This window comes from Halomonas saccharevitans (assembly GCF_900116405.1).
In the GTDB taxonomy this organism is placed as follows: Bacteria; Pseudomonadota; Gammaproteobacteria; order Pseudomonadales; family Halomonadaceae; genus Halomonas; species Halomonas saccharevitans.
The window spans coordinates 14,888-40,419 of the sequence record NZ_FPAQ01000013.1 but is presented as its reverse complement, the minus strand read 5'-3'; the positions used below and the strand labels follow the sequence as shown (position 1 = coordinate 40,419).

The following is a 25,532-nucleotide window of genomic DNA, read 5'->3' as shown; positions in this document are numbered from 1 at the left end:
CGCTTTTCTCCCGCTTCTCCACCGATCACAAGAGGCAACACGATGGCACTCACCCGCGAACAGATGGCACAGCGCGTGGCGCGCGAACTCGAAGACGGCTTCTACGTCAACCTGGGCATCGGCATCCCGACCCTGGTGGCCAACTACATCCCCGACGGCATCGACGTGATGCTGCAATCCGAGAACGGCCTGCTCGGCATGGGACGCTTCCCCACCGAGGAGGAGGTCGACCCGGACATGATCAACGCCGGCAAGCAGACCGTCACCGCCCGGCCGGGCGCGGCGATCTTCTCCTCCGCCGAGTCCTTCGCGATGATCCGCGGCGGTCACGTCGACCTGACCGTGCTCGGCGCCTTCGAGGTCGACCAGAACGGCAACATCGCCTCCTGGATGATCCCGGGCAAGCTGATCAAGGGCATGGGTGGCGCCATGGACCTGGTCGCCGGCGCCGAGAACATCATCTGCACCATGACCCACGCCTCCAAGCACGGCGAGTCCAAGCTGCTTGAGAGCTGCAACCTGCCGCTGACCGGCGCCGGCTGCATCAACCGCGTGCTGACCGACCTGGCGTATCTCGAGATCAAGGACGGTGCCTTCCACTTGAAGGAGCGAGCGCCGGGCGTCTCCGTCGAGGAGATCAAGGAGCTGACCGCAGGCAAGCTGGTGGTGCCCGAGCACGTGCCGGAAATGACCTTCGAGGTTTGATCCAGCACGGCGCCCTCGAGTGAGGCGCATGCCAATCGACGGCCCGGACCCTGTGTCCGGGCCGTTGTCGTTAGGGGAGGTCCGGACTGCCGAAAAACTGATCACGACGTTGCGCGGCCCCCGCCATCCGGGTCTCCGCGGCTTTCCCCGGGATGATACACAGCGTTATCCACAGATTCTGTGGATGATCCGGATCAGGTGAGTTCGCAGCGTGTGTGGTGGGGCAACAGCAGTTCGGCGGCGCGCTCCTGGTTGGCGCTAACCTGCTTCTGCACCAGCGCCAGGCCGCCCAGGCCGATGCGATGCTCGTCGCCCTCGGCGAAGGCCAGGCGCTGCGAGCGGGTGGCATAGAAGCGGTAGTCGAGCAGCGGCGAGACGGGGAAGAGCCCATGGTGGCGATCGTCGCTGCCTTTGAGCCCAACCTGCTGTAACTGACCGTCGAGGGTCTGGAAGTCGTGGCCCAGCCGTTGGCAGTCGAAGCCGACGTGGTGGACCCTTGGTCCCATCACTGCGAGCCAACCGGCCAGGGGGTGGGCGCGCTCCAGGAGCTGGTAGGTATCCCAGTCGGGCATCGGCCAGGCGCGGCCGTGGCAGAGCAGCGCCTGGCTGCGCGCCTCCCGGGGGTCGGCGTCGGCAACCAGTGCCTTCAGGCTCTCCCGGGGCTGTCGCGACAGGGCGCCCAGCTGCAGCTCGGCGAGCAGCACCCAGCCGCCATGATCCGGCGCGCTGAGCAGGGTCGCGAGCAGGCCGCGGTCGGCCATGCCGTAGCGCTGCTGGGGTCGATAGCCGAAGCGCACCAGCGTCGGGATCAGCGATTCCATGGCCCAGGGGCCGTGATTGAGGGTAAGGATCGCTAAATATTCCGCCGGGGCCTCGACCGGCCACAACCGCAGGCCGCCGACGTCAGGATGGTGATGGACGAAGTCCAGCCACAGCTGCTGGACGAACTCTTCCCGTTGCATCGTGCCGTTTCCCCCGTCGTGATGCCCCGTTCGTGTGGCCCGTTTTCATCTCTCGTGCGCTCGCAGCGCCAGTATAGGCAGCGAGGTCGGGAGCTCATTCAACGCGGGAAAGACGCAGGCTCTCGCGGGCATGCACACACAACGAAAACGCCGCCACCCTGGGGTGACGGCGTCGAGGATGGCGTGCGGCGCGTGTCAGACGCTGGCGGCCATCAGGGCGTTGTCGCGCACGTACTGATCGAACTCGGTGAAGCCGCCGACGTGGGTCTGATCGACGAAGATCTGCGGCACGGTGTGCACCGGCTGGCCGATGGTCTTCTCCAGGTCGGCCTTGGTGATGCCCTCGGCCTGGATGTCGACATAGCGGTGGCCCTCGATGGCGCCGGCGCTCTCGAGCCGCTCGGCCAGCGACTTGGCGCGGACGCAGAAGGGGCAGGCGGGGCGGCCGAAGATGACGACGAACATGAAAAGGCTCCTGGCACGACGAGGTGCACGGCAGTGGATGATGGGAAAGAAGGATGGGCATTGTGAAGGAGCGCGCGCCCTTTCGCCAATAGCCGCCACCTTGGGCGGCGATGGGGGCGGGCTATCGGCAACCGCGTTATAGCGTTCTTATCGCTGTGCCCTGACCGGTCGCACTAGATGGGTACGGTCCGGCGAACGGACTTGCGAAGGCGCTCTTGCGACGGCCCTGGCGATCGCCCTAGAGATCGATCTCGCCGGCGTCGGCCCGGCGCAGCAGGTCTCCGAGCGCGACATGGACCTCGGGGGCGGTCACCAGCAGGTTCTCGCCGTAGAGATCCTCCGGAATCGCTGCCGGGACGGGATAGAGGTGCCCGGTGCGGGCGCCGGCTTCGCGGGCGATCAGCCAGCCTGCGGCGCAGTCCCAGGGTGAGACGCTCTCGTAGTAGGCGTCGAGCCGACCGCATGCCACGTCGCACAGGTCCAGGGCGGCCGAGCCGTTGCGCCGGACGTCCTGGCAGTGGCCGAGCACCGCGGTGAGACGGCGCATCAGCGGCGGGCGGCTGTCGCGGCGGTAGGGAAAGCCGGTGCCCACCAGGCAGTGGGCCAGGCTGCCCGTGCGGCTGGCGCGGATCGGCTCGCCGTTGCGCCAGGCGCCCCGGCCGTCCAGCGCGGTGAAGGTCTCGCCGAGGAAGGGCGCATGCACGACCCCCAGGCGCGTCTTGCCCTCGCTGGCCCAGCCGATGGAGACCGCCACGTGATGCAGGCCGTGGGCGAAGTTGACCGTGCCGTCGATGGGATCCACCACCCACAGTGCCTGGGGCGTCGCGAGCGCCTCGCGGTCGGGGGCCAGCTCCTCGCTGAGGCGCGCCTCGTCGGCGAAGTGCTCCTGGAGGCGCTCGCTGATTCGCGTATCCACCTCGACGTCGGTGTCGGTGACCAGTTCATGTCCGTGCTTGTAGCGATGGCCGAAGGCCTGACCCTGGCGGGCCTCGATGATCATCTGGCCGGCCTCTCGGGCGATGTCGACGGCGATCTCCAGGCGCTGGGCGGGGGTCATGGCGGCTCCTTGGCGGGTCATTATCAAACGGCTTTCATGCTAGCAGCTCGCCGTGTCGCTGCCGAACGCCCGGTGTGACGACCCGAGCGCGGCGACTATACTGGCGGCCTCGCCGAACCGGAGGACATCATGCAGGCATTGAGTGCCGATCAGTATGCGCGGCTGGGGCGCCTGGCCGAGGCCTGGACCCGCCGCTACCTGAAGGACGCCAAGGGCGAGGCGCACTTCAATCCCCGCCTTGGCGTGGATGCCCTGTGCTTTCAGCCCCACCTGCTGCCCGACGGGCGCCGCGGGCTGCTGGGGGCCCTGGTCACCCCCGTCTCTCTGTCGCTTGCGCTGGTGGTCGACGACGAGGCCGCGCCGCCGTTGGCCGAGCCGCGCCTGACCCTGGCGCTGCCCTCGGGGCGCTATCCCTTCGCCTGGGAGCCCCTTTCTGACAGTAGCGCCGACAGTCACGATGAGCGTCGTGTCGACGGCGACGCTGAGGGTAAAGGCGCGCTTGAGGGCTGCTGGCGCTGTGAGCTGCTCGAAGATATCTCCGATCTCGACTCCCGCCAGGCGGCCAGCCGCCTCGCTCAGCAGCTGATGGAGCGGGTCATGACGCCTGCCGCGCCCGATGCCTGATGGATGACGCACTGCGTCATTCGCCTTATGCTGGTGGCGCAGTGCCACCCCCATGAGCACGACGACAACCACAACATCACCGGGCTTCAGCGGGGCGCGCCCCGTCGCCCTGGGACGATCCGATCAAGAGGAGTCACGCATGACCGCCAACGCTTCCACCCCCCGCGTCGCCCTGGTCACCGGCACCAGCAGCGGCATCGGCGAGGCCGTGGTCCGCCACTTCTGCGAGCAGGGTCATCAGGTGCTGGCCGTGGACTTCAATCCGGCCGGCAAGGAGGTCGCCGAACAGGCCGGCGCGGCCTTTTTCCAGGCCGACCTGACCGATGGCGAGGCCTGCAAGGCGGCTGTGGCGGAGGCGATCAAGCGCTTCGGTCGCGTGGACATCCTGGTCAACAACGCCGGGATTCAGCACGTCTCGCCCATCGAGACCTTTCCCGAGGAGAAGTGGCGCCAGATCATCGACCTGATGCTGACCGCGCCCTTCCTGCTCACTCAGGCGGTGTGGCCGAGCATGCGCGAGAGCGGCTGGGGTCGGGTCGTCAACATCGCCTCGGTGCACGCCCAGGTGGCTTCGCCGGGCAAGGCCGCCTACATCAGCGCCAAACACGGCATGATCGGCCTGACCAAGACCGCGGCGCTGGAGGGTGGCCAGCAGGGCATCACCGCCAACGCCATCTGCCCGGCCTACGTGAAGACCCCGCTGGTCGACAACCAGATCGCCGATCAGGCGAGGATGCACGGCATGGAGGAGCAGGAGGTGATCGAGAACATCATGCTCAAGAATGCCGCCGTGAAGCGGCTGATCGAGCCGAGCGAGGTGGCGTCGCTGGTCGCTTACCTGACCTCGGATCAGGCCGGCGCCGTCACCGGGGCGAACTGGAACATCGACCTGGGGTGGACCGCGCAATAACGCCGCGTTCGGGCCGCGGGCGGCGAGCAACGAGCTATGCTGTTGCCGTAGCCCGTAGCCCGTAGCCCGTAGCCCGTAGCCCGTAGCCCGTAGCGTCAGCGCCTGACCGGTCGCTTTTGCAGCTTGCGCTGCAGGGTGCGGCGATGCATGCCCAGCGCCCGCGCCGTGGCGGAGATATTGCCGTCGTGCTCCTGGAGCACCTTCTGGATGTGCTCCCAGGTGATGCGGTTGATCGACGGCGGGTTGTCCGCCACCTCCATCTCCGGATCGCCTTCCTCCCGTGACAGGGCGGCGAGCACCTCGTCGGCATCGGCCGGCTTGCACAGGTAGTTCACCGCGCCGAGCTTGATCGCCTCCACTGCGGTGGCGATGCTCGAATAACCCGTCAGCACGATCACCCGGCATGCCGGCACCAGCTCGAGCAGCTCGGGCAGCAGCTTGAGGCCCGACTCGTTCTCCAGCTTGAGGTCCAGGGTGGCCAGCTGGGGCTGGTGACGGCGCGCCAGGGAGAGCGCCTGGGCGGCGTCGTGAGCGACCATCACCTCGAAGCCGCGGCGCGTCAGCGCCCGGTCGAGCACGTGGCAGAACATCTCGTCGTCGTCGATGATCAGCAGGCGTTCGGCGGTCTCTTGCATGTCGTCCTCGCAGGGTCGGGGAATCCCGGAGCCGTCAGGTCGTCGTCTGGCTGCGCGGCAGGGTCACCTCGGTGAGGGTGCCGCCGTCGGGGTGATTGTACAGGCTCACGCCGCCGCCGAAGCGGTTGATGGTGGCGTGGGTCAGGAACAGGCCGATGCCCAGCCCCTTGCTCTTGGTGGAAACGAAGGTCTCGCCCAGCTGGTCGGCGATCGACATCGCCACGCCCGGGCCGTGGTCGCGAATGTCGATGATCACCTCGTCGCCGTTCCACTCCAGGCGGATGATGATGTCGTCAGGGTTGGCATCGGCGGCGTTGTTGAGCAGGTTGGTCAGCGCCTGGTCGAGGGTGGCATCCACGGCCAGCCGGGGCGGGTCGCGCCGCTCGGCGACCTCGAGGCGATGGCTGACGTCGGGGCGCAGCACCAACCAGCGCTGCACCACGCCGGCCAGCCACGCCTGGGCATCGCAGACCTCGGGTTCGGCCATGCGCCGGCGATCGGCGCTCTGCACCAGGTGGCGCAGCCGCGACTTGCAGGTATCGACCTGCTGGCGCAGCAGCTCAAGATCCCGAGTCAGCTCGGGGTCGTCCTTGGCATCCTCGCGCATCTCGGCGAGCAGCACCGCCATGGTGGAGAGCGGCGTGCCGAGCTCATGGGCGGTGCCCGCGGCCTGGGTGGCCACCGCCAGCACCTGCTCGTTGCGCAGCGCCGCCTCTCGGGTGCGCGACAGCGCCTGGTCCCGGCGGCGCAGGGCATGGGCCATCTTGAAGATGAAGAAGGTCACGAGCCCCGCCGAGAGGCCGAAGTTCAACCACATGCCCAGGGTGTGCAGGCCAAGGGTGGTCTCGCCATCCCCCTGGGCAAGCGGCGGCAGCGGCTGGTAGACCACCATCAGGAAGGTGTAGGCGGCCATGGAGGCGGCGGCGACCAGCCAGGCATGGCGCCAGGGGAGGGTCGCCGCGGCGATGGTCACCGGCACCAGGTAGTAGTTGATGAAGGGATTGTGGGCGCCGCCGGTGAAGTAGAAGAGTAGCGTCAGCCCTGTCACGTCGATCATCAGGTGACCGAGGTACTCCTGGTGCGTGACCGCCCGGGGACGCCCCAGCCGCCACCAGGTGGCGATGTTGATCACGCCCATGGAGACGATCACCGCGATCACCGCGATCACCGCGGGCACCTGCAGCGAGAAGCCCAGCAGCTCGATGCCGATGATGATGGCGGCCAGAAAGCCGGTCCAGGTGATGCCGCGCACGATGGTCAGCCGCACCAGGTTGCGGTTGGGGGTGGAGAGCGGCAGGGGAAGGGCGGCTTGCATGGTGACTCCGCGAGGCGAGTGGGGGCCGATGATACCCGATCCGGAACAGGGCGGGGCGAGCCGCCGACGCAACGGGCTGCGGTAGAGTGTCGCCGTGGCGACGTGGCGCCGACAATCACCGCTTGATGACTGTATATTGTGGGCTGTTGATATGCCCGTTGGAACCCAGCCCGATGCTCAGACGCCTGCTCCCCCTGTTGATCCTGGCCGTCGGCGTGGCGGCCTTTCTGTGGCTGCGCGCGACCCGGCCCGAGAGCCCCAGCGTGACGCCCGAAGAGCGCCGCTGGCGCGTCGAGACCCTCGCGGCGACGCTGGCGCCCCAGGCGCCTGTCCTGCCACTGTATGGCGAGATCACCGCCCCCGACATGCTCACCGTCACCGCGCCCCTGGCCGGGCGGATCGCCGAACGGCCGGTCCGCGAGGGGCAGCGGGTGGCCCGCGGCGAGCGTCTGGTGGCCCTGGACGATGCCGATGTGACGCCGCCCCTTCAGCAGGCCGAGGCCGAGGTGGCGGATCGCGAGGCCCAGGTCGAGAACGAGCGGGTGCGCCACGAGAGCGACCGCGAGGCCCTGGCCCGCGAGCGCGAGCTGGTCGACAACGCCCGTCGCCAGCTTGAGCGCACCCGTTCGCTCAGGGCGCGCAACCTGGCCTCTCAGTCCGACCTGGACGCCGCGCGCAATGAGCTGGCCCGCGCCCGGGTGACGGTGGCGGCCCGTGAGCGGGCGGTCGCCGAGCATCCGGCGCGCCTGCGTGCGTTGGAGGCCAACCTGACCCGGGCTCGGGCCGCCCTGGCCGCGGCGCGCCGCGATGCCGAGCGCAGCCGGGTCGATGCGCCCTTCGATGGTATCGTCACGCGCATCCGGGTGGCCCCGGGGGATCAGGTCGCGGCCCGCAGCGAGCTGCTCAGCATCTATCCCGAACGCGGGCTGGAGCTTCGCGCGCGCATCCCCCAGCGCCATCAGGGCGAACTGCTCGAAGCCCTCTCCCGCGGGGAACGCCTGGTGGCCACCGATGAGCAGGGCGCGCGTCTCGTGCTGACCGGGCTCGCCGGCGAGGGCGACCCGGCCGGCACCGAGGCGATCTTCCGCCTGGAGGAAGGCGGCGAGGGGTTGCGCCCCGGCAGCCTGGCGGCCGTGTCGCTTCGGCGCCCGCGGGTGCCGGACAGCCTGGCGGTGCCCTACAGCGCGCTCTATGGCAACGAGGCCCTCTACCTGATGGACGAGGCGAGCCGCATGCAGCGATTGACGGTGACTCGCCATGGCGACGTGGTGCGCGACGGCGAGCGATGGGCGCTGGTCAGCGGCGAGGCGCTGGCCGATGGCGACCGAGTGATCCTCACCCACCTGCCCAACGCCATGCAGGGGCTGCTGGTCCAGAGCGTTGGCGACGACCAAGCCGCCAGTGACGATCAAGCCGCCAGTGACGATCAAGCCGCAAGCGACGGGGAAGACGACAGCAGCGCCAACGCCGAGCGCGTCGAGCGTGCCGGCGACATCGACGGCGACATCGACGGCGGCGTCGATGGAGGCGCTGGCTACGAGGAGACGGCCTCGTGAGTCGCCGGCGCGGGGTGATCGGCTTCTTCGTCCACCACAAGGTCGCCGCCAACCTGGTGATGCTGGTGATGCTGCTCGGCGGGGCGCTGGGTATCTCGCGGATGAACATCCAGTTCTTTCCCTCCTTCGCCCTGGACGTGGTCAGCGTGCGCACGGTGTGGAGTGGCGCCTCGGCGGAGGACATCGAGCAGGGCATCACCATCCCCTTCGAGCAGCGCCTGCGCAGTATCGATGGCCTCAAGCGGATGACCTCCACCTCGGCTCAGGGCATCTCGAACATCACCCTGGAGTTCAACGAGGGCAGCGACCCCATCCTGGCCCTGGACGACGTTCGCCAGCAGGTCGATGAGTTCACTAACCTGCCGTCGGAGGCCGAGGAGCCCCAGGTCGCCCGGGCGGCCCGCTATGAACCGGTGGCCCGGCTGCTGGTGCATGGCGAGGTCACCCCTCAGGAGCTGCGCCACCTGGCCAATCGCTTCGAGGATCAGCTGCTGCAGGCGGGCATCGACCGGGTGGAAATCAGCGGCCTGCCCGATCAGCAGATCAGCATCGAGATCCCGGCCGAGCGCCTGCAGGGTCTGCAGCTCGGCCTCGGCGAGATCGCCGAGCGCATCGAGGCGATGTCCCGCGACCTGCCGGCGGGGCTGCTCGGCCAGCAGGACAGCACCCGCGAGTTGCGCGCCGTGGAGCAGCGTCGCGACGCCCTGGCCTTCGCCGACCTGCCGGTGCTCAGCGGTGAGCGAGTCCAGCTGCGCCTGGGCGACATCGCCATTATCCGCCAGGAGGCCCGCGAGCCCTCGGTGACCCTGAGCCGCAACGGCCACCCGGCGGTGGAGCTGATGCTGCAGCGAAGCGAGAACGGCAACTCGCTGGCCGCCGCCGAGGTGCTCAATCGCTGGCTCGACGAGACCCGCCCCCAGCTGCCGCCCTCGGTGGAGCTCGAGGTGCACGATGAGACCTGGCAGCTGATCGCCGAGCGCATCTGGCTGCTGATCAGCAACGGCCTGGGTGGCCTGGCGCTGGTGCTGCTACTGCTCTACTTCTTCCTGCCCGCCCGCGTGGCGCTGTGGGTCGCCATCGGCATTCCTACCGCCTTCCTGGCGGCCATGGCGGTGTTCTGGGTCATCGGCGGTTCGATCAACATGATCTCGCTGTTCGCGCTGATCATGGCGCTGGGGGTGATCGTCGACGACGCCATCGTGGTCGGAGAGGACGCCGATGCCCACTTCCGCGGCGGCGAGCCCGCCCGTCACGCCTCCGAGGGGGCTGCCAGGCGCATGCTGTGGCCAGTCATTGCCTCGTCGCTGACCACGGTGGCCGCCTTCATGCCGCTGCTGCTGGTGGGCGGGGTGATCGGCAACATCCTCGGCGATATCCCGGTGGTGATGATCTGCGTGCTCATCGCCTCGCTGCTGGAATGCTTCGTGGTGCTGCCGGCTCACCTGCGCAACGCCTTCGTGCCGGGGCGCAAGACACGACGCCACCCGCTGTCGCGGCCCCGCGAGCGCTTCGAGACGGCCTTCGAGCGCTTCCGCGAGGGCCCCTTTCGGCGCTTCTCGGCGTTGACCCTGCGCCACCGTGCCGCGACGCTCGCGTCGGCGCTCGCCGTGGTGCTCTTTACCGCGGGCCTGCTGGTCGGCGGGCGCCTGGAATTCAATTTCTTCCCCACGCCGGAACCCAACATCCTCTATGCCAACGCCAGCTTCGTGGCCGGTACCGATCGAGGCACCGTCGACGAGCTGCTGACCCAGATGCAGGCCGCCCTGGACGAGACCGAGGAGGCGCTCGGCGGCGGGCTCGTCCAGCATGCCGTGGTCCGCCACGGGGCCACGATGTCCGGCGGACAGCCGGGGCGAAACGGCGACAACGTCGGCTCGATGATGATCGAGCTCACCGCCTCGGACGACCGCGACGTGCGCAACGCCGAGTTCATTCGCGCCTGGCGCGGCCGGATGGCCGAGCCCGCGGGCCTGGAGAACCTGACCATCAGCGAGCGCGCAGCGGGACCGCCCGGCAAGGACGTCAACATCCGCCTGACCGGCGAGTCGGCCGACGACCTCAAGGCCGCCGCGGAATCGCTGTCCCGCTCGCTGCGCGAGTTGCCCGGGGTGCTGGATACCGAGGACGACATGCCCTGGGGGCGCGAGCAGCTCATCTACCGGGTGAGTGCCCACGGCGAGGCCCTGGGGCTGACCACCCTCGACCTGGGTCGACAGCTCAGGGCGGCCTTCGACGGCCGCCTGGTGCAGATCTACCAGAACGGCGACGACGAGATCGAGGTGCGGGTGCTGCTGCCCCGAGAGCAGCGAGAGCGGCTCTCGACCCTGTCGCGGCTGACGGTGCGCACGCCGGCGGGGCGCTTCGTGCCGCTGGATCAGGTCATGGCGCTCGATCATCGCCAGGGCTTCGAGGCGCTGCGCCATGCCGACGGGCGCCTGGCGGTGGAGGTGACCGCCGAGCTCGACAGCGAGATCACCAACGCCGAGCGGGTGCTCGACGCCGTCTCCGAGGAGGTATTGCCGACCCTTGTCAGCACCTACCGGCTGCGCTATAGCTTCGAGGGGCGCGCCGCCGACCAGCGCGAGACCTTCGCCGACATGCGCACCGGGCTGATCATCGGCCTGGGACTGATGTACGTGGTGCTGGCCTGGGTCTTCGCCTCCTGGAGCCTGCCGCTGATCGTCATGACGATCATCCCGCTGGCGCTGGTTGGGGCCCTGCTGGGCCACTGGGCACTGGGCCTCAACCTGACCATGCTCTCGCTCTTCGGGCTCTTCGGGCTCTCCGGCATCGTGGTCAACAACGCCATCATCCTGGTGGCCTTCTACCGTCACCAGCGCCAGAAGGGACTGGCCATCGACGCCGCGCTCAACGAGGCGGTGGTGCAGCGGGTGCGGGCCGTGCTGCTCACCTCGCTGACCACCATCGGCGGGCTTTTGCCGCTGCTCTTCGAGACCTCGCTGCAGGCGCAGTTCCTGATTCCCATGGCCGTCTCCATCGCCTTCGGCCTGGCCTTCTCGACCCTGCTGGTGCTGGCCGTGATCCCGGTGCTGCTGAGCTATCTCGAGCGGCTGCGCGAGCGCTTCGGGCGCATGAGGGAGGAGGCCCCAGATCCCGTCGGCGGGGCTTGACGCTCGGCCCTGCCGCCGGCGGCCGATGATCTTCTCCGTTCAACAAAAAAAGGAGGAGCTGACTTGGGCAGCTCCTCCTTTTTTACGCGTAGTTGTCGTGACTTTTCGCTGCCGTGGTGACCGGCCGCTGTCGTGAGCGCTCGGTGCGCCTCTTGCGGGTGCGCTTAGCCGAGGAGCTGGAAGCCCTCGGCGTTCATCCAGAGATGCACGGCGATGCTGGCCGCGTAGCCCAGCCCGATGACCGGGGCCCAGCGCAGGTGGGTGGCGAAGGTATAGTTGCCACGCGCCTGGCCCATCAGCGCCACCCCGGCGGCGGAGCCGACCGAGAGCAGGCTGCCGCCGACGCCGGCGGTCAGGGTGATCAGCAGCCAGTTGCCCAGCGACATGTCAGGCTCCATCGAGAGCACGGCGAACATCACCGGGATGTTGTCGACCACCGCCGAGATCACGCCCAGCACGATGTTGGCCCAGATCGGGTCCCAGCCGGTGTAGAGGGTCTCGGAGAGCAGCGCCAGATAGCCCATGAAACCCAGGCCGCCGACGCTCATTACCACCCCGTAGAAGAACAGCAGGGTGTCCCACTCGGAGCGGGCGATCCGCGTGAAGACGTCGAAGGGCACCACGCTGCCGAGCTGCTCGAGCTTCTTCCAGTCGCCGCGCTGGGTGTAGCGGGTGCGCTTGCGTTCCAGCGACATCGGCAGGCTGCGTCGCAGGTAATAGCCGAAGAACTGCAGCAGGCCAAGGCCCGTCATCATGCCCAGCACCGGTGGCAGGTTCAGCAGGGTATGGCAGGCCACGGCGTTGGCCACGGTGAACAGGAACAGGGCGATGATGCGTCGCGCGCCGCGCTTGAGCCAGACGTTCTCTTCCAGGGAGTCGGGCTTCCGGTTCTTGATGAAGACGCTCATGATCAGCGCCGGCAGCAGGTAGTTGACCAGCGCGGGCACCAGCAGGGCGAAGAACTGGTTGAACTCGACCATCCCGGCCTGCCAGACCATCAGGGTGGTGATGTCGCCGAAGGGACTGAAGGTGCCGCCGGCGTTGGAGGCGATGACGATATTGACGCAGCACAGGCCGATGAAGCGTTTGTCACCTTCGGCGACCTTGAGCACCACGGCGCACATCAGCATCGCCGTGGTCAGGTTATTGGCGATGGCCGAGATGCCGAAGGCCAGGATACCGGTGATCCAGAACAGCGAACGGTAGCTGAAGCCCTTGCGCACCATCCAGGAGCGCAGCGCATCGAACACGCGGCGCTCCTCCATGGCGTTGATGTAGGTCATCGCCACCAGCAGGAAGAGCAGCAGTTCGCTGTATTCCAGCAGGGTCTCCCGAAAGGCTTCCTCGGCCGCGTCGGGCAGGCCCGCCTGCACGTAGACCCAGCCAATCAGCGTCCAGATCAGGCCGGCGGCGATCAGCACCGGCTTGGACTTGCGCATGTGCAGCTGTTCCTCGGCCATGACCAGCGCGTAGGCGAGGATGAACAGCGTCACGGCGCTGAAGCCGTAGAGAGAGCTCGTGAGCGCGAGGGGCCCGGCGGCGGCCTGAGCCAGCGGGGCGGCCAGCAGGGCCATCAGGCCAAGCACGAGAAGACCAGGCATCCGGGCGCTGTGCCTGGGCCTGTGGTGCGGTCGGGGTAGCATCGACATCGGAGTGAAATTTCCCGGGGAGGAGGGTGAGCGGGGAGGCTGGAGCGAGAATGATAGGGGGCGAACCGTTTGCTCGCAACTGGAAACGGGCCTTCGCCAGCGCCGTCGGCGGCCCTTCGGGGCCCGGACATCGGCAGTCGCGATGCCGGCAGACAGCAGGCAAGGGCCTGACGCGCGCAGGCGGAGTATCGCGGCGTTTCCTTAAGAGTTTCTTAAGGCATTCTCAAGAGCATCCAAAGAGCATCTCAAGAGCACCTCGAGGGCACCTCAAGCGATCCTCGAGCGTCCTTCACTACGGGCATCGCGAGCGGCAGAACGGGCGGTGCCATCGACGGTCACGCCGCGGCGCTAAGCGTCTCGCGCTTGGTCGGCACTGGCTCGGCCAGGGCGTAGGTCAGACAGCGCCCCTTGAGATCGACCCTTGAAATCGACGCGTCTCCCCGCACCTAGACAGGATCGGCGCGGCATGCCCGACATGCACTGCGCCACCGGTTCAGCGCGAAACGCAGCGCTCGACACGAGGAGCAGAGCCCATGAGCACGACCCCGCTGCCCAATCCCGGCCTCGGCACCTTTCGCCTGAAGGGCGACACCCTCAAGCAGGTGATCCACGACGCCCTGGCGCTGGGCTATCGGCATATCGATACCGCCCAGATGTACGAGAACGAGCAGGACGTGGGCGCCGCCCTCGCCGAGAGCGAGGTGCCGCGCGAGTCGCTGTTCCTGACGACCAAGGTGTGGCACGACCGGCTCGAGCCCGGCGCGCTCAAGGAAAGCGTGCGCGAGAGCCTGGATAAGCTTGGCACCGACTACGTCGACCTGCTGCTGATCCACTGGCCGTCACCCGATGACGAAGTGCCCATGGCCGACTACCTCAATGCCCTGTGCGAGGTACGCGAGGCCGGCCAGGCGCGCCATATCGGCGTCTCCAACTTCACCATCGCCCAGGTCGACAAGGCGCTGGAGATCCTCGGGCCGGAGTCCCTGCTGACCAACCAGGTCGAGGTGCATCCCTTCCTGCAGAACCGCGATGTGGTGGCGCACTGCCAATCCCGCGGCCTGACGGTGACCGGCTACATGCCACTGGCCGTGGGCAAGGTGATGGAAGACGCCACCCTGGCGCGCATCGCCGAGGCTCACGATGCCACGCCGGCTCAGGTGGCCCTGGCCTGGACCCGCGCCCACGGCGTGGTGACCATTCCGTCCTCCACAAAGCGTGAGCATCTGGCGAGCAACCTCGCCGCCCTCGACCTCACGCTGAGCGAGGAGGAGCTCGCGGCCATTGCCGGCCTGGATCGCGGCGAACGGATCGCCGATCCCGACTTCGCCCCCGACTGGGATTGATCCCGGCCGGCTCCGGTGGGCGAACGACAGACATGAACCGCACCAACGGCACATCGAGGAGAACACATGGCTTCCACCGTCCTGATCACGGGCGCCAATCGCGGCGTCGGCCTGGCGCTGGCGCGCCACTATCACCGGGCAGGCTGGCAGGTGATCGGTGCCTGTCGCGCGGGCTCCGACGAGCTCGCCGAGGTGGCTCATCGGGTCATCGACGGCATCGACGTGACCCGCGAGGCGGAGGTGGCGCGCCTGGCCGAGTCGCTCGCGGACCAGCCGCTGGATCTTCTGATCAACAACGCCGGGTTGCTCCACGACGAGTCGCTGGGCGAGCTCGATTTCGACGCCATGCGCGCGCAGATGGAGATCAACGCCTATGCCCCGCTGCGGGTCACCGAGGCCCTGCTGCCGCGGCTTGGCGAGGGCGCCAAGATCGCCAACATCACCAGCCGCATGGGCTCGATCGCCAACAACGACTCCGGCGGGCGCTACGGCTACCGCGCCTCCAAGGCGGCGCTGAACGCCTTCGGCAAGTCGCTGGCGGTGGACCTGGCGCCCCGCGGCATCGCCGTGGCCCAGCTTCACCCGGGCTACGTGCAGACCCGCATGGTCAACTTCGGTGGCCTGATCAGCCCGGAGGAGGCCGCCGACGGCATCGCCGCGCGCATCGAGGCGCTGACGCTCGCGACCAGCGGCGGCTTCTGGCACAGCAATGGCGAAACGCTGCCTTGGTAAGGCCTGTCCTGGCAAAGCCTGTGCCGATGAGGTCCGTCCACGTCGAGTTAGCCGCTTTTTGAGGTGAGCCGTCTGATGACCGACCCCGATGAGGCGCTAATGACGTGGGCGATCATCGAGGCTCAGCGCCGGAGATTGCCGATGGGTCCGCGCCTCAGCAGACGCAGCAGGGCGGCCCGGCAGGCGCGCAGCCAGGGATAGAGCCGAGCGGTGCGGCTCGGGGAGGCGAAGAGCCTCGCCATCAGCCGGTTGAAGAGGCCGCTGCGTGTGCTCATCAGCGCCAAGCGATGTAGGGCCTCGCTGCCGTGGATCCACTGTTCGCCGATGCGCAGCGCGAATCCCTCGTCCAGGTCGATGCCGAGCGCGCTCAGTTCGCGGCGCGCGGCACTCTGCTCTCGTGCATCGACCAGTTCCAGCTCGCCGACGTCGCGACGCAGCCGCTGCAGGCGCACGAACCGGCGACACATCGGACACTCGCCGTCATAGACCAGCGTCATGTCGGGTCGAGACGTTTCCCGTCGCGTCATGCCAGCGCCTCGAGGGAGGCGATCTCCAGCCGGAACTCCCCCTCGCGACGGTCGGCGATCAGGAAGCCGAGCTGGCGAATATCCTGCGGCGCGAGTGGCGGGGCATCCTCCAGCCGCCGGCCGCGGAAGACCGCCTCGAAGTCGCCCCAGTCAAGATCGAGGCTCTGCCACTCGCCCGTGGTGGTGAACCGGGCGCGATAGGCCGCCCCCTCGAAGAGGCGGTCGGTGCGCAGCCGCAGCTGGTAGGTGCGGCCGTCGCCGCGCACGTGGAGACGCATCCCGCGAGCGTCGCCCAAGGCCGGGTCGCCGGGTTCCCGGCGCACCGAGGCGAAGCCGCCGCCGTGTTCGAGCGACAGACGGCCGGTGAAGACGCCGGTGCCCGCGGCGGTCTGCATTCCACCCTGAGAGACCCCGCCCATCACGCCGTCGTTGATGGCATGCCAGCGATCTGCCTCGTCGGGGTCCTGAAAATCGATGCGGAAATCGATCCCTGATGGCATGGAGCCTCCTCGCGGTAGCGGTGAACCTGAGTATCCTTCATCACTCGACAGGATGACGTCTATCGGGGGGCACTGGCCAGCTGCCCATGTCCGTCGCCGCGACACCCCGGGTGGTGTGCACGCTCGGCGGCTAGACTGGTGAAGTGTCGCCGCCGCGTCGGCCGTCGGGGCTCGGGAATACCGTGCGGCCGGTCGCCGGCGCTTGCTTGCCCAACCATTGCGAGGTCGGCATGTCGCCTTTGCTCACGCCCCGCTGGCCCGCACCGCTCGTGCTCCGGATACTGCTGCTGGCGCTGCCTGCGGCACCCGCCGTGGCGTCCACGTCGCCCGGCCCCCCCTCGATTTCGGCGCCGGCACGGATCGTCCGGGAGCAGAGCGCCTGGTTGGCGCTGCGCACGGACTACCGCGAACCGGTACTGCCGGGGGTGCAATTCGAGAGCCAGGCGAGCCTGCAGCAACGCTGTTTCCCCGACTTTCCCGAACCGCTGGGCATCCTGGTCAAGGGAGCCTACGACCCCGTGGACGGCATCATCTACCTGGACGTCGATCTCGACCTGGACGACCTCATCGACCAGAGCTATCTGCTCCACGAGCTGGTCCATCATTTCCAGGTTCATCATGCCCAGCGCCACGATCGGGACGATGCCGCTACACGTCCCCGGGGGCGCCTGGAGGGCGAGGCCTATCGCTTGCAGCTGCGCTGGCTCGAGGAGGCGGGGGTGGCGGACCCCCTGGCGGCGCTGGGCATTGACGACAAGACCCTGCGCATCATCGAGCGTGGGCTGCGCTAGCCTCATCGTCATCGGCGACGAGCCGTGACAGCAGGGCGGGCTGACGAGGCAGCAGGCCGACCCTCAGGCCCAGGGGGCGAAAGACGCGGTCCATGCTGGCCATGGAAGCGTTGCCGGCGTCGCGTTCGATGTCGGAGAGGGTGCGTCGGCTGATGCCGACGAGCCGTGCGTAGTCGCCCTGGGACATGCCCAGCACCTCGCGGCGCAGGTAGCGCAGCACCTGGCCTTCGCTGAGCTCCCCGCGCAGTAACTGGCGCAGCTGCTCCAGCAGGGCGGCTTCCCGGGCCTCGGGGGTCAGGGTGTCGGTTTTCATGGTGCCAGTCCCCAGCGTTTCAGCCGTTGATCAAGGTGACCAAGGCCCACGGCCGGCCGAGTCAGGATTCCTTCCGGCACGCCGCGCGCCGCGAGCCGCTCCGCCAGGCCTTGCAGGCGCCTGCCGAGGTCCTCCAGCTCGGCCATCAGGCGATCGGGGTCGACCAGGCCACCGAGCGCCCGGGCGATGGCGGGCCAGTCGAAGTCGCCGCCCTGTTCCAGCGGAGCGCCCCACTGGGTGGTGCGCGTCACGCCCTCCGGGTCGGCCTTCATGGGCGCGAAGTCGTAGACCGGGGCGTGCCAGATGCCTTCCGGGCGCTTGAGCAGGGCCGCATTGCGCCCATGGTTGTCGGAGTTGCCGAAAGCCACGTTGAGCAGGTCGCGCTTGACCCATTCGATCACGAACGCTTCTCGGTCGAAGGCCTCGCCCAGCTCCCGGACCCGGTGCTGGCGCTCGAGCAGGGTGACCAGCCGCTCCAGTACCGCCGGGTGGCGAAGGTGGGAGCCCGGGGCCACGCCGAGCAGCGCATAGACGGACTCCAGGCCGAAGCGACACAGCCGGCCGTCGCGTACCTCGACATCGAAGCGGGGCAGCCACAGCGAGGGATAGCGCTCGCCTTCGCTCAGCTGCAGGCCCTGGAGCGAGACGGTATCGATGCCCAGCTCGGCCAGCTCACGGTAGTAATGGTATTCGGCGCGCAGGATGTCGCAGTCGTCGTCCCCGCGCTGGCCGCGGGGAAACTTGACCAGGAAGTGCGGGTCGAGGGTCGTCGGGTCGTCCTGCCAGGTGTCGATCCAGACCTCGTCGCCCGCCGTGCGACGCACCAGCAGCTTGGGCGCCTCACCGCCGGCGCCGGTGGCCCCGCCGCTGGCGGCGCCCATCTGCTGGGCGTACTCCAGGAAGTCGGTATGCCGCTCGATGACATCGCTGAGTGGGAAGCGCAGTGCCTCCAGCGTGCTGCCTGGCGGGCGCGGCGGCACGGCCTCGCGGATGCGCAGGTTGCCGACCGGCGCGATGGTGCCTCGGTGCAGCAGCTCGCTGTCCTGCTCGCCGGACGTCAGGTCCTGGATGCCGAGGTGAGCGATCCAGTAACGGCGGCTCGCCCCGGCGGGCATGATGTCCTCGAGGAAGCCGAACCAGCGCTCGCCGTGGTGGCGCATCATCAGCTCGACCGGCAGGGTCAGGCTGCAGGCGTGCTCATCATCGCGGGACATCCAGGCCAGGGCATGCGCCTGGAGATAGCCCAACCGGGCCGGGCCACGCGTGCCGCGCTCCGGATGCGGGAGCTCCAGCACGGCCGCATCGTGCCACTGTCCCTGGTGATGGATCTGGAGGGTCAACTGCATGGTGGGCCCTGGCATGGTGATGGGTTTGCGCAATGTATTGCGCATAGTCTAGCGCAGGCGGTATTTCTTGCGCAGTAAATTACTCATATTTTGGCCGACAGGTCATATTTTGGGCAATATAGTGCGAATTGTGTGTGCGGGCGCCCATCGGGGTGGCCTGCTGTGTTCATGTCGCCGCGGCTTGAGCCGGATCTGATACCCCGTTCCGTTGCCGGTGGTCTGGCGGCCTGGTCGACGACCGGCGACAGAATCCGAGCCTGACGGTACAATCGTCGCATTCACGATACCGATAGACACCGACACGCGCCGGCCGGACCCGACCCCCGGCCGGATGTGCATCAATCAGCGACGAGACGCAATGTCCAACTCGACCCTCGCCCATGAAACCGGGCTGCGCCGCACCTTCGCGATCATCTCGCACCCCGACGCCGGCAAGACCACCATCACCGAGAAGATGCTGCTGTTCGGAAACGCCATCCAGCTGGCCGGTTCCGTCAAGAGCAAGCGCGACGACCGCCACGCCACCTCCGACTGGATGAAGATGGAGCAGGAGCGCGGCATCTCAGTGACCACCTCGGTGATGCAGTTCCCCTATGGCGGGCGCATCGTCAACCTGCTCGACACGCCGGGCCACGAGGACTTCTCCGAGGACACCTATCGCACCCTGACCGCGGTGGACTCGGCGCTGATGGTGATCGACGGCGCCAAGGGCGTCGAGGCGCGTACCATCAAGCTGATGGAGGTGTGTCGCCTGCGCACCACGCCGATCCTCACCTTCGTCAACAAGATGGACCGCGACACCCGTGACCCCGTCGAGGTGATGGACGAGGTCGAGGAGGTGCTCAACATCCAGTGCGCGCCCATGACCTGGCCGATCGGCATGGGGCGGCACTTCCGGGGCGTCTACCACCTCTACAACGACGTCATCCACCTCTACACCCAGGGGCAGGGCAACCGCATCCCCGAGGACAAGCGCATCGAGGGGCTCGACAGCCCCGAGGTGGACGAGGTGCTCGGCGAGGAGCAGGCCGAGGAGCTGCGCATGGAGGTCGAGCTGGTACGCGGGGCCTCGCATGAGTTCGATCTCGAGGCCTATCGCCGCGGCGAACTGACGCCGGTCTACTTCGGTACTGCCATGGGCAACTTCGGGGTGCGCGAGATGCTCGACGGCTTCGTCGAGTATGCGCCGCCGCCCCAGGCGCGTGAGACCGACACCCGAGTGGTGGAGGCCGACGACGGGCGCTTCACCGGCTTCGTCTTCAAGATCCAGGCGAACATGGACCCCAACCATCGCGACCGCATCGCCTTCCTGCGGGTCTGCTCGGGCAAGTACGAGAAGAACATGAAGATGCGCCACGTGCGCATCGGCAAGGACATCAAGATTGCCGACGCCCTGACCTTCATGGCCTCGGATCGCGCTCAGGTGGAGGAGGCGTGGCCCGGTGACATCATCGGCCTGCACAACCACGGCACCATCCAGATCGGCGACACCTTCACCCAGGGCGAGGACATGCGCTTCACCGGCATCCCGCACTTTGCGCCAGAGCTGTTCAAGCGCGTGCGCCTCAAGGATCCGCTGAAGATGAAGGCGTTGCAGAAGGGCCTCCAGCAGCTATCCGAGGAGGGTGCGACCCAGGTCTTCATGCCGATGGACAACAACGATCTGATCCTCGGCGCCGTGGGTACCCTGCAGTTCGACGTGGTCGCCCACCGCCTCAAGGAGGAGTACAAGGTCGATTGCATCTACGAGGGTGTGAACGTCAACACCGCGCGCTGGATCTACTCCGACGATGCCAAGAAGCTCGAGGAGTTCAAGCGCAAGGCCAGCACCAACCTGGCCATCGACGGCGGCGGCTACCTGACCTATATCGCCCCGACTCGGGTCAACCTGCAGATGACCCAGGAGCGCTGGCCGGAGATTCGCTTCCAGCCGACGCGGGAGCACTGAGCTTTAAGCACCGAGCGCCGAGCAGGATACTTCCAAGCCGGCGGCGCCGGGGACAGGACGAAGCGGAGGTCATTTGCCATGGATGGCAAATGTAGCGCCCAGGGACGGGTTCACAGCGCCTCCGCGATGGTCCGGCACCCCGGGGCCTGCCGCCGGATCAGCCGCCTGCCAAGGCTTCCCTAACCGCAGAGACTGCTCATGCTGATCGACGCCCACTGCCACCTGGATTTCCCCGATTTCGATGCCGACCGCGAGTTGGTGATTGAGCGGGCCAGGGCGGTGGGCGTCGCGCATTGCGTGGTGCCAGGGACGACCCGTGAGCACTGGGGGCGAGTGCTGGCGCTGGGGAAACGCGAGGACGTCAGCATCTGCCTGGGGCTGCATCCCTACTTCATGGACGAGCATGCGCCGGGCGATCTCAAAGCGCTGGCGCAGTGGTTGGACGATCATCCGGAGATCGTGGCGGTCGGGGAGTGCGGCATCGATGCGCGTTTTGCCGACAGCTGGGACGCCCAGTGGCGCTTCTTCGACGCCCAGCTGCGCCTGGCCAAGGAAAGGACGCTGCCGGTGGTGATCCACTGCGTGCAGGCCAACGACCGTGTCGCCAAGCGGCTGCGTCAGCTCGACCTGCCGGCGGGTGGGCTGATCCACGCCTTCGCCGGCTCGCCCGAGCAGGCGAAAAAGTTCCTCGATCTCGGCTTCACCCTGGGGCTCGGCGGGGCGACGACCTTCGAGCGCGCCAAGCGCGTGCAACGCGCCGTGGCCTCGCTGCCGGACGACGGTTACGTGCTGGAGACCGACAGCCCCGATATGCCGCTGGCCGGCTATCAGGGAGAGCGCAACGAGCCGGCGCGAGTCGCCGAGATATGCCGCACGGTGGCCGAGCTTCGCGGCCAGTCGGAGGAGCGGGTGGCGGCGGCGAGTACCGCCACCGCCCGACGGCTCTTCGACCTGCCGTCCTAGTCGGCTCTCGCAGCGCGGATGGCCGGTGGTGGAGGGCCTAGCGAGCCGCCAGCGCCTCCGGATCCAGCCGTTCCACCGCATAGGGCAGTTTCAGCAGCTTGAGCTTCTGGCCGGCGCAGCGCAGGGGCAGGGCGGGCTCCTTGGTGCTCATCACCGCCAGCACCTCGGCCTCGCCGTAGGCGTCGAGCTCGGCCCCCAGCACTTCGCCGAGGCGCTTGTCGTTGGCGTCCTCGATGGCGCTGCCGGGCTCCGGCAGCAGGCCGCCGTCGAGCTGGGCCCGCACCAGACGCTTCTTGACCTGGCCGCGGAAGTGGGCGCGGGCGACCACCTCCTGACCGGTATAGCAGCCCTTCTTGAAGCTGATGCCGCCCAGCGCCTCCCAGTTGATCATCTGCGGCAGGTAGGTGTCGCGCTGCTCGGCGTTGAGCCAGGCGAGCCCGGCCTGGATGTCTTGCAGCCGCCAGACGGCGTTGTCGACAGGCGTGGCGTGCTCCTTGAGCCGCTGCCAGTCTTCCTCGACGCGTTCGGCCGGCAGGCAGACCAGCAGACGAGGCCGCGGCCCGGGGTGGGCCAGCAGCTGGACTGCCTCGTCGCCGGCCTGATGCCAGGGCCGGGGTGCTGCGGCATCGAAGCGCACCTCGGCAAGCGCCGGGGCCTCGCGGCCGATCAGGCCGAGCAGCGCCAGGTCGTCGCGAACTCGCAGTTCGGCCTTGTAGAAGGCGGCGAACTTCGCCAGGTGCTCGGCGAGAGATGGTACCAGGCTCGCATGCATGATCAGGCGGAAATGTGCCGGGGCGATGCGCATCAGTTGGGCGTTGGCCAGCACGCGTCCCTTGGGGGTGCAGAAGCAGGTCAGCGGCGCGAAGCCGCCGTCGGCCAGTGACAACTGGGCGCTGGTCTGGCCCTGCAGGAAACGCTCGGCATCGGCACCCTCGACGTCGAGCACCCCGAGGTGGGCGAGCGGCGTCATCACCGTCGTATCCAGGGCGACCCGGGGTGCCGCGGGCGTCTCGAACGTCACGCGATGACCGGCCTCCTGCCGGCCGCCGGTGGCAGCGATCCAATCCTTCATCTGCGGGGCTCCTCGTGATTCGGTGTCGGGCTTGATGCTGCGCTAGATGCGGGCGACGGAGCGGCATTGCAAGCGCTGCCCGGTACCTCGGTGGCGTGCTAGACTCGATGCCTACTCTTATGCACCCTTTCATTCCTCTCAGGAGCCGATCATGGCCCAACAGTCGCTGAGCTTTCAGGGCGTCGAGAACGCCGACCAGGTCAACCGCATCACCACCGCCCTGATGATGCTCGACGGCGTCGACACTGTCGAGGTCGGTCGCCACGGCGCGGAAGTCGAGGGCAAGGCCCGCCGCGAGGCGCTGATCAAAGTTATCAAGGACCTCAAGCTCGGCATCGAGGTGAAGTGACCGGACGGCGACCCGATGAGGCGTTTATGTTCGAGGTGAAGTTCCAGGGAAGGTGATTTGGAGGTGACATGAAGAAGACCATTGAAGTCGTCAGCGAGCGTAACCATATCTATCGTCAGCGGGTCGAGCTGGACGGATTCGAGGACCTCTTCGTCGATGTGCCCGAGGCCTACGGCGGCGAGAACAGCGCCCCGGATCCCCACGACTACTTCGATCTCTCCCTGGGCGCCTGCAAGGCGATCACGGCCATGATGTACGCGCGCCGCAAGCAGTGGCCGCTGTCGGGCGTGAGCGTCACGGTCAACCGCGACGACAGCCAGGAGCGCCACGGGACCTATCGCCTGGACGTGGCCATGGCCTTTCACGGCATCGAGGACGCCGAGCAACAGAAGCGGCTCGAGGAGATCAGCGACAAGTGCCCGATCCACCGGCTGATGACCACCTCCACCGTGGAGGTCTCGACCCGCCTCGCCGACCAGCGCACCGCTACCCGCGCCGACGCCTGACCCCGCGCCCGGCGTCGTCTTCTTCCCGGGCGCCGTGAGGGCGTCCGGCTCGCCATCGGAGCCGCCATGAGCAAGCCCTTTCGTCTGCAGTCCAAGTTCCAGCCGGCCGGCGACCAACCCGCGGCCATCGAGGGCCTGATCGGTGGGCTCGACTCGGGGCTGGCCCACCAGACGCTGTTGGGCGTGACGGGCTCGGGCAAGACCTTCAGCATGGCCAACGTGGTCGAGCGTCTGCAGCGCCCGACCATCGTGATGGCGCCCAACAAGACCCTGGCCGCGCAGCTCTATGGCGAGTTCAAGTCGTTCTTCCCCGACAACGCCGTCGAGTACTTCGTCTCCTACTACGATTATTACCAGCCCGAGGCCTACGTGCCGTCGTCGGACACCTTCATCGAGAAGGATGCTTCGATCAACGACCACATCGAGCAGATGCGCCTCTCGGCCACCAAGGCGCTGCTGGAGCGCCGCGATGCGATCATCGTGGTCTCGGTATCGGCGATCTACGGCCTGGGCGATCCCGACCAGTACCTGAAGATGCGCCTGCACGTTACCCGTGGCGAGCAGATCGACCAGCGTGCCCTCCTGCGCCGCCTGGCGGAGCTGCAGTACACCCGCAACGACATGGACTTCAAGCGCGGCACCTATCGGGTGCGCGGTGACGTGATCGACATCTTCCCGGCCGACGCCGAGGACGAGGCGGTGCGCGTCGAGCTCTTCGACGACGAGATCGACACCATCAGCCTGTTCGATCCGCTCACCGGCGAGGTACGGGGCAAGGTGCCGCGCATGACCATCTATCCCAAGTCGCACTATGTGACGCCGCGGGAGACCATCCTCGGCGCCATCGACGAGATCAAGGCCGAGCTTTCCACGCGCCTCGACCAGCTGCGCAAGCAGGACAAGCTGGTCGAGGCCCAGCGCCTGGAGCAGCGCACCCTCTATGACATCGAGATGATGCTGGAGCTGGGTTACTGCAACGGCATCGAGAACTACTCGCGCTACCTCTCCGGGCGCGACCCCGGCGCGCCGCCGCCGACCTTCTTCGACTACCTGCCGGCCGATGCGCTGCTGTTCATCGACGAGTCCCACGTCAGCGTTCCCCAGGTGGGCGGCATGTACAAGGGCGACCGCTCGCGCAAGGAGACCCTGGTGGAGTACGGCTTCCGCCTGCCCTCGGCGCTCGATAACCGCCCGATGAAGTTCGAGGAGTGGGAGCGCATCTGCCCGCAGACGATCTTCGTCTCCGCCACGCCCGGCCCCTACGAGGCCGAGCACGCCGGTCAGGTGGTCGAGCAGGTGGTGCGGCCGACCGGACTGCTCGACCCGGAGATCGAGGTGCGCGCGGCCACCACCCAGGTCGATGACCTGCTCTCCGAGATTCGCACGCGTACCGAGGTGGGGGAGCGGGTGCTGGTGACCACGCTGACCAAGCGCATGGCCGAGGATCTCACCGAGTACCTGGACGAGCACGACGTACGGGTGCGCTACCTTCACTCCGACATCGACACCGTGGAACGCGTGGAGATCATCCGCGACCTGCGCCTGGGCAAGTTCGACGTGCTGGTGGGGATCAACCTGCTGCGCGAGGGCCTCGATATTCCCGAGGTCTCGCTGGTGGCGATCCTCGATGCCGACAAGGAAGGCTTCCTGCGCAACGAGCGCTCGCTGATTCAGACCATGGGTCGCGCCGCGCGTAACGCCCACGGCAAGGCGATCCTCTACGGCGACCGGGTCACCGACTCCATGCGTCGCGCCATGGAAGAGACCGACAGGCGTCGCGACAAGCAGATCGCCCATAACGAGGCCCACGGGATCACCCCGACCACCGTCACGCGTTCGGTCGCCGATATCATGGAGGCCGCCCAGGCTCCCGGCAAGAAAGGCAAGGGGCGCCGCGGCGAACGCAAGGTCGCCGAGCGCGAGGCGGTCTACGATCCCGCCGAGCTGTCGCCCCAGGAGCTGCTCAAGGAGGTCTCCCGGGTCGAGGACGGCATGCACGAGGCGGCGCAGAACCTGGAGTTCGAGGAGGCCGCTCGCCTGCGCGATCGCCTGCACGCGCTCAAGGAGCGTCAGCTGATGCTGGGTTCCGCCTGATATGTTCGAGGTTTTCCCGGCCCCCAACGCCTCTCGCTC

Annotated in this window: 24 protein-coding genes; 13 read left to right on the top strand and 11 right to left on the bottom strand. The window is 67.9% G+C overall.

What is annotated here, in order from left to right:
• Positions 1–42 precede the first annotated feature (42 nt).
• Positions 43–705: a CoA transferase subunit B gene (locus BM388_RS07665; RefSeq protein ID WP_089848801.1), complete on the top strand. Its 663-nt coding sequence runs from the start codon at positions 43–45 to the stop codon at positions 703–705.
• A 194-nt stretch (positions 706–899) separates the two neighbouring features.
• On the opposite strand, the gene BM388_RS07660 is transcribed toward BM388_RS07665, so the two are convergent.
• The 3 genes from BM388_RS07660 to BM388_RS07650 form a co-directional block, all read right to left on the bottom strand.
• Positions 900–1,667 carry a VOC family protein gene (locus BM388_RS07660; RefSeq protein WP_089848800.1) on the bottom strand — a complete coding sequence of 256 codons (768 nt, stop codon included), beginning with the start codon at positions 1,665–1,667 and terminating at the stop codon, positions 900–902.
• A gap of 195 nt (positions 1,668–1,862) precedes the next feature.
• Positions 1,863–2,132 carry a GrxA family glutaredoxin gene (locus BM388_RS07655; protein ID WP_089848798.1) on the bottom strand — a complete coding sequence of 90 codons (270 nt, stop codon included), beginning with the start codon at positions 2,130–2,132 and terminating at the stop codon, positions 1,863–1,865.
• Between the two features lie 238 nt (positions 2,133–2,370).
• Positions 2,371–3,189: an inositol monophosphatase family protein gene (locus tag BM388_RS07650; protein ID WP_089848795.1), complete on the bottom strand. Its 819-nt coding sequence runs from the start codon at positions 3,187–3,189 to the stop codon at positions 2,371–2,373.
• 129 nt (positions 3,190–3,318) lie between these two features.
• Between BM388_RS07650 and hybE the strand changes: the two genes are divergently transcribed.
• Complete coding sequence (hybE, locus tag BM388_RS07645; RefSeq protein WP_089848794.1) at positions 3,319–3,813, top strand: [NiFe]-hydrogenase assembly chaperone HybE; 495 nt, start codon at positions 3,319–3,321, stop codon at positions 3,811–3,813.
• Between the two features lie 139 nt (positions 3,814–3,952).
• A complete protein-coding gene (locus tag BM388_RS07640) occupies positions 3,953–4,723 on the top strand; it encodes a 3-hydroxybutyrate dehydrogenase (RefSeq protein ID WP_089848792.1) in 771 nt (256 codons plus the stop codon).
• Positions 4,724–4,818: 95 nt separating this feature from the next.
• On the opposite strand, the gene BM388_RS07635 is transcribed toward BM388_RS07640, so the two are convergent.
• Together BM388_RS07635 and BM388_RS07630 are read right to left on the bottom strand one after the other, a co-directional pair.
• Entirely contained in the window at positions 4,819–5,358 is a 540-nt protein-coding gene (locus BM388_RS07635; RefSeq protein ID WP_089848790.1) for a response regulator transcription factor, read from the bottom strand.
• Between the two features lie 34 nt (positions 5,359–5,392).
• On the bottom strand, positions 5,393–6,673 hold the full coding sequence (locus BM388_RS07630) for an ATP-binding protein (RefSeq protein WP_089848788.1): 1,281 nt from the start codon (positions 6,671–6,673) through the stop codon (positions 5,393–5,395).
• Positions 6,674–6,846: 173 nt separating this feature from the next.
• On the opposite strand from BM388_RS07630, the gene BM388_RS07625 reads away from it, so the two are divergent.
• Together BM388_RS07625 and BM388_RS07620 are read left to right on the top strand one after the other, a co-directional pair.
• Positions 6,847–8,229: an efflux RND transporter periplasmic adaptor subunit gene (locus BM388_RS07625; RefSeq protein WP_089848786.1), complete on the top strand. Its 1,383-nt coding sequence runs from the start codon at positions 6,847–6,849 to the stop codon at positions 8,227–8,229.
• The gene (locus tag BM388_RS07620) at positions 8,226–11,360 is read left to right on the top strand and encodes an efflux RND transporter permease subunit (protein WP_089848784.1); all 3,135 of its coding nucleotides are present in this window, start codon (positions 8,226–8,228) and stop codon (positions 11,358–11,360) included. Before BM388_RS07625 ends, BM388_RS07620 begins: the two co-directional genes overlap by 4 nt.
• Before the next feature lie 164 nt (positions 11,361–11,524).
• On the opposite strand, the gene nhaD is transcribed toward BM388_RS07620, so the two are convergent.
• Complete coding sequence (nhaD, locus tag BM388_RS07615; RefSeq protein WP_245781486.1) at positions 11,525–12,961, bottom strand: sodium:proton antiporter NhaD; 1,437 nt, start codon at positions 12,959–12,961, stop codon at positions 11,525–11,527.
• A gap of 581 nt (positions 12,962–13,542) precedes the next feature.
• Between nhaD and dkgB the strand changes: the two genes are divergently transcribed.
• Both dkgB and BM388_RS07605 read left to right on the top strand, forming a co-directional pair.
• The gene (dkgB, locus tag BM388_RS07610; protein ID WP_089848783.1) at positions 13,543–14,352 is read left to right on the top strand and encodes a 2,5-didehydrogluconate reductase DkgB; all 810 of its coding nucleotides are present in this window, start codon (positions 13,543–13,545) and stop codon (positions 14,350–14,352) included.
• A gap of 66 nt (positions 14,353–14,418) precedes the next feature.
• Positions 14,419–15,084: an SDR family oxidoreductase gene (locus tag BM388_RS07605; protein WP_089848781.1), complete on the top strand. Its 666-nt coding sequence runs from the start codon at positions 14,419–14,421 to the stop codon at positions 15,082–15,084.
• 122 nt (positions 15,085–15,206) lie between these two features.
• Here the strand turns inward: BM388_RS07605 and BM388_RS07600 are convergent, their stop codons facing one another.
• Together BM388_RS07600 and BM388_RS07595 are read right to left on the bottom strand one after the other, a co-directional pair.
• Positions 15,207–15,611, bottom strand: a complete 405-nt coding sequence (locus BM388_RS07600; protein WP_089848779.1) for a DCC1-like thiol-disulfide oxidoreductase family protein — start codon at positions 15,609–15,611, stop codon at positions 15,207–15,209.
• Positions 15,608–16,111: a CIA30 family protein gene (locus BM388_RS07595; protein ID WP_089848777.1), complete on the bottom strand. Its 504-nt coding sequence runs from the start codon at positions 16,109–16,111 to the stop codon at positions 15,608–15,610. The genes BM388_RS07600 and BM388_RS07595 overlap by 4 nt, the downstream gene beginning before the upstream one ends.
• 230 nt (positions 16,112–16,341) lie before the next feature.
• Between BM388_RS07595 and BM388_RS07590 the strand changes: the two genes are divergently transcribed.
• Complete coding sequence (locus BM388_RS07590) at positions 16,342–16,902, top strand: DUF6647 family protein (RefSeq protein WP_139233906.1); 561 nt, start codon at positions 16,342–16,344, stop codon at positions 16,900–16,902.
• On the opposite strand, the gene BM388_RS07585 is transcribed toward BM388_RS07590, so the two are convergent.
• A complete protein-coding gene (locus tag BM388_RS07585; RefSeq protein WP_089848772.1) occupies positions 16,880–17,215 on the bottom strand; it encodes a helix-turn-helix transcriptional regulator in 336 nt (111 codons plus the stop codon). The two genes, BM388_RS07590 and BM388_RS07585, sit on opposite strands and share 23 nt — an antisense overlap.
• Positions 17,212–18,561: a type II toxin-antitoxin system HipA family toxin gene (locus BM388_RS07580; RefSeq protein WP_089848770.1), complete on the bottom strand. Its 1,350-nt coding sequence runs from the start codon at positions 18,559–18,561 to the stop codon at positions 17,212–17,214. Before BM388_RS07580 ends, BM388_RS07585 begins: the two co-directional genes overlap by 4 nt.
• 358 nt (positions 18,562–18,919) lie before the next feature.
• Here BM388_RS07580 and BM388_RS07575 point away from each other — a divergent pair, with 358 nt between their 5' ends.
• Both BM388_RS07575 and BM388_RS07570 read left to right on the top strand, forming a co-directional pair.
• Positions 18,920–20,509, top strand: coding sequence for a peptide chain release factor 3 (locus BM388_RS07575; RefSeq protein WP_089848768.1), 1,590 nt, complete (start codon positions 18,920–18,922; stop codon positions 20,507–20,509).
• Positions 20,510–20,707: 198 nt separating this feature from the next.
• On the top strand, positions 20,708–21,472 hold the full coding sequence (locus tag BM388_RS07570; RefSeq protein WP_089848766.1) for a TatD family hydrolase: 765 nt from the start codon (positions 20,708–20,710) through the stop codon (positions 21,470–21,472).
• A 37-nt stretch (positions 21,473–21,509) separates the two neighbouring features.
• On the opposite strand, the gene ygfZ is transcribed toward BM388_RS07570, so the two are convergent.
• Positions 21,510–22,544 carry a CAF17-like 4Fe-4S cluster assembly/insertion protein YgfZ gene (gene ygfZ, locus BM388_RS07565; protein WP_089848765.1) on the bottom strand — a complete coding sequence of 345 codons (1,035 nt, stop codon included), beginning with the start codon at positions 22,542–22,544 and terminating at the stop codon, positions 21,510–21,512.
• 151 nt (positions 22,545–22,695) lie between these two features.
• On the opposite strand from ygfZ, the gene BM388_RS07560 reads away from it, so the two are divergent.
• From BM388_RS07560 to uvrB, 3 genes are all read left to right on the top strand, one after another.
• Positions 22,696–22,893 (top strand): hypothetical protein, encoded by a 198-nt coding sequence (locus tag BM388_RS07560; protein ID WP_089848763.1) that lies wholly within the window; start codon positions 22,696–22,698, stop codon positions 22,891–22,893.
• A gap of 68 nt (positions 22,894–22,961) precedes the next feature.
• The gene (locus BM388_RS07555) at positions 22,962–23,399 is read left to right on the top strand and encodes an OsmC family protein (RefSeq protein WP_089848761.1); all 438 of its coding nucleotides are present in this window, start codon (positions 22,962–22,964) and stop codon (positions 23,397–23,399) included.
• 66 nt (positions 23,400–23,465) lie between these two features.
• Entirely contained in the window at positions 23,466–25,493 is a 2,028-nt protein-coding gene (gene uvrB / locus BM388_RS07550; RefSeq protein ID WP_089848758.1) for an excinuclease ABC subunit UvrB, read from the top strand.
• The last annotated feature ends 39 nt before the right edge of the window (positions 25,494–25,532 follow it).

Excerpts from the sequence above, each read along its gene's own strand:
- BM388_RS07665 (WP_089848801.1), top strand. The coding sequence starts at position 43 with ATGGCACTCACCCGCGAACAGATGGCACAGCGCGTGGCGCGCGAACTC.
- BM388_RS07660 (WP_089848800.1), bottom strand. The coding sequence starts at position 1,667 with ATGCAACGGGAAGAGTTCGTCCAGCAGCTGTGGCTGGACTTCGTCCAT.
- BM388_RS07655 (WP_089848798.1), bottom strand. The coding sequence starts at position 2,132 with ATGTTCGTCGTCATCTTCGGCCGCCCCGCCTGCCCCTTCTGCGTCCGC.
- BM388_RS07650 (WP_089848795.1), bottom strand. The coding sequence starts at position 3,189 with ATGACCCCCGCCCAGCGCCTGGAGATCGCCGTCGACATCGCCCGAGAG.
- hybE (WP_089848794.1), top strand. The coding sequence starts at position 3,319 with ATGCAGGCATTGAGTGCCGATCAGTATGCGCGGCTGGGGCGCCTGGCC.
- BM388_RS07640 (WP_089848792.1), top strand. The coding sequence starts at position 3,953 with ATGACCGCCAACGCTTCCACCCCCCGCGTCGCCCTGGTCACCGGCACC.
- BM388_RS07635 (WP_089848790.1), bottom strand. The coding sequence starts at position 5,358 with ATGCAAGAGACCGCCGAACGCCTGCTGATCATCGACGACGACGAGATG.
- BM388_RS07630 (WP_089848788.1), bottom strand. The coding sequence starts at position 6,673 with ATGCAAGCCGCCCTTCCCCTGCCGCTCTCCACCCCCAACCGCAACCTG.
- BM388_RS07625 (WP_089848786.1), top strand. The coding sequence starts at position 6,847 with ATGCTCAGACGCCTGCTCCCCCTGTTGATCCTGGCCGTCGGCGTGGCG.
- nhaD (WP_245781486.1), bottom strand. The coding sequence starts at position 12,961 with ATGCCTGGTCTTCTCGTGCTTGGCCTGATGGCCCTGCTGGCCGCCCCG.
- dkgB (WP_089848783.1), top strand. The coding sequence starts at position 13,543 with ATGAGCACGACCCCGCTGCCCAATCCCGGCCTCGGCACCTTTCGCCTG.
- BM388_RS07605 (WP_089848781.1), top strand. The coding sequence starts at position 14,419 with ATGGCTTCCACCGTCCTGATCACGGGCGCCAATCGCGGCGTCGGCCTG.
- BM388_RS07600 (WP_089848779.1), bottom strand. The coding sequence starts at position 15,611 with ATGACGCGACGGGAAACGTCTCGACCCGACATGACGCTGGTCTATGAC.
- BM388_RS07595 (WP_089848777.1), bottom strand. The coding sequence starts at position 16,111 with ATGCCATCAGGGATCGATTTCCGCATCGATTTTCAGGACCCCGACGAG.
- BM388_RS07590 (WP_139233906.1), top strand. The coding sequence starts at position 16,342 with ATGTCGCCTTTGCTCACGCCCCGCTGGCCCGCACCGCTCGTGCTCCGG.
- BM388_RS07585 (WP_089848772.1), bottom strand. The coding sequence starts at position 17,215 with ATGAAAACCGACACCCTGACCCCCGAGGCCCGGGAAGCCGCCCTGCTG.
- BM388_RS07580 (WP_089848770.1), bottom strand. The coding sequence starts at position 18,561 with ATGCAGTTGACCCTCCAGATCCATCACCAGGGACAGTGGCACGATGCG.
- BM388_RS07575 (WP_089848768.1), top strand. The coding sequence starts at position 18,920 with ATGTCCAACTCGACCCTCGCCCATGAAACCGGGCTGCGCCGCACCTTC.
- BM388_RS07570 (WP_089848766.1), top strand. The coding sequence starts at position 20,708 with ATGCTGATCGACGCCCACTGCCACCTGGATTTCCCCGATTTCGATGCC.
- ygfZ (WP_089848765.1), bottom strand. The coding sequence starts at position 22,544 with ATGAAGGATTGGATCGCTGCCACCGGCGGCCGGCAGGAGGCCGGTCAT.
- BM388_RS07560 (WP_089848763.1), top strand. The coding sequence starts at position 22,696 with ATGGCCCAACAGTCGCTGAGCTTTCAGGGCGTCGAGAACGCCGACCAG.
- BM388_RS07555 (WP_089848761.1), top strand. The coding sequence starts at position 22,962 with ATGAAGAAGACCATTGAAGTCGTCAGCGAGCGTAACCATATCTATCGT.
- uvrB (WP_089848758.1), top strand. The coding sequence starts at position 23,466 with ATGAGCAAGCCCTTTCGTCTGCAGTCCAAGTTCCAGCCGGCCGGCGAC.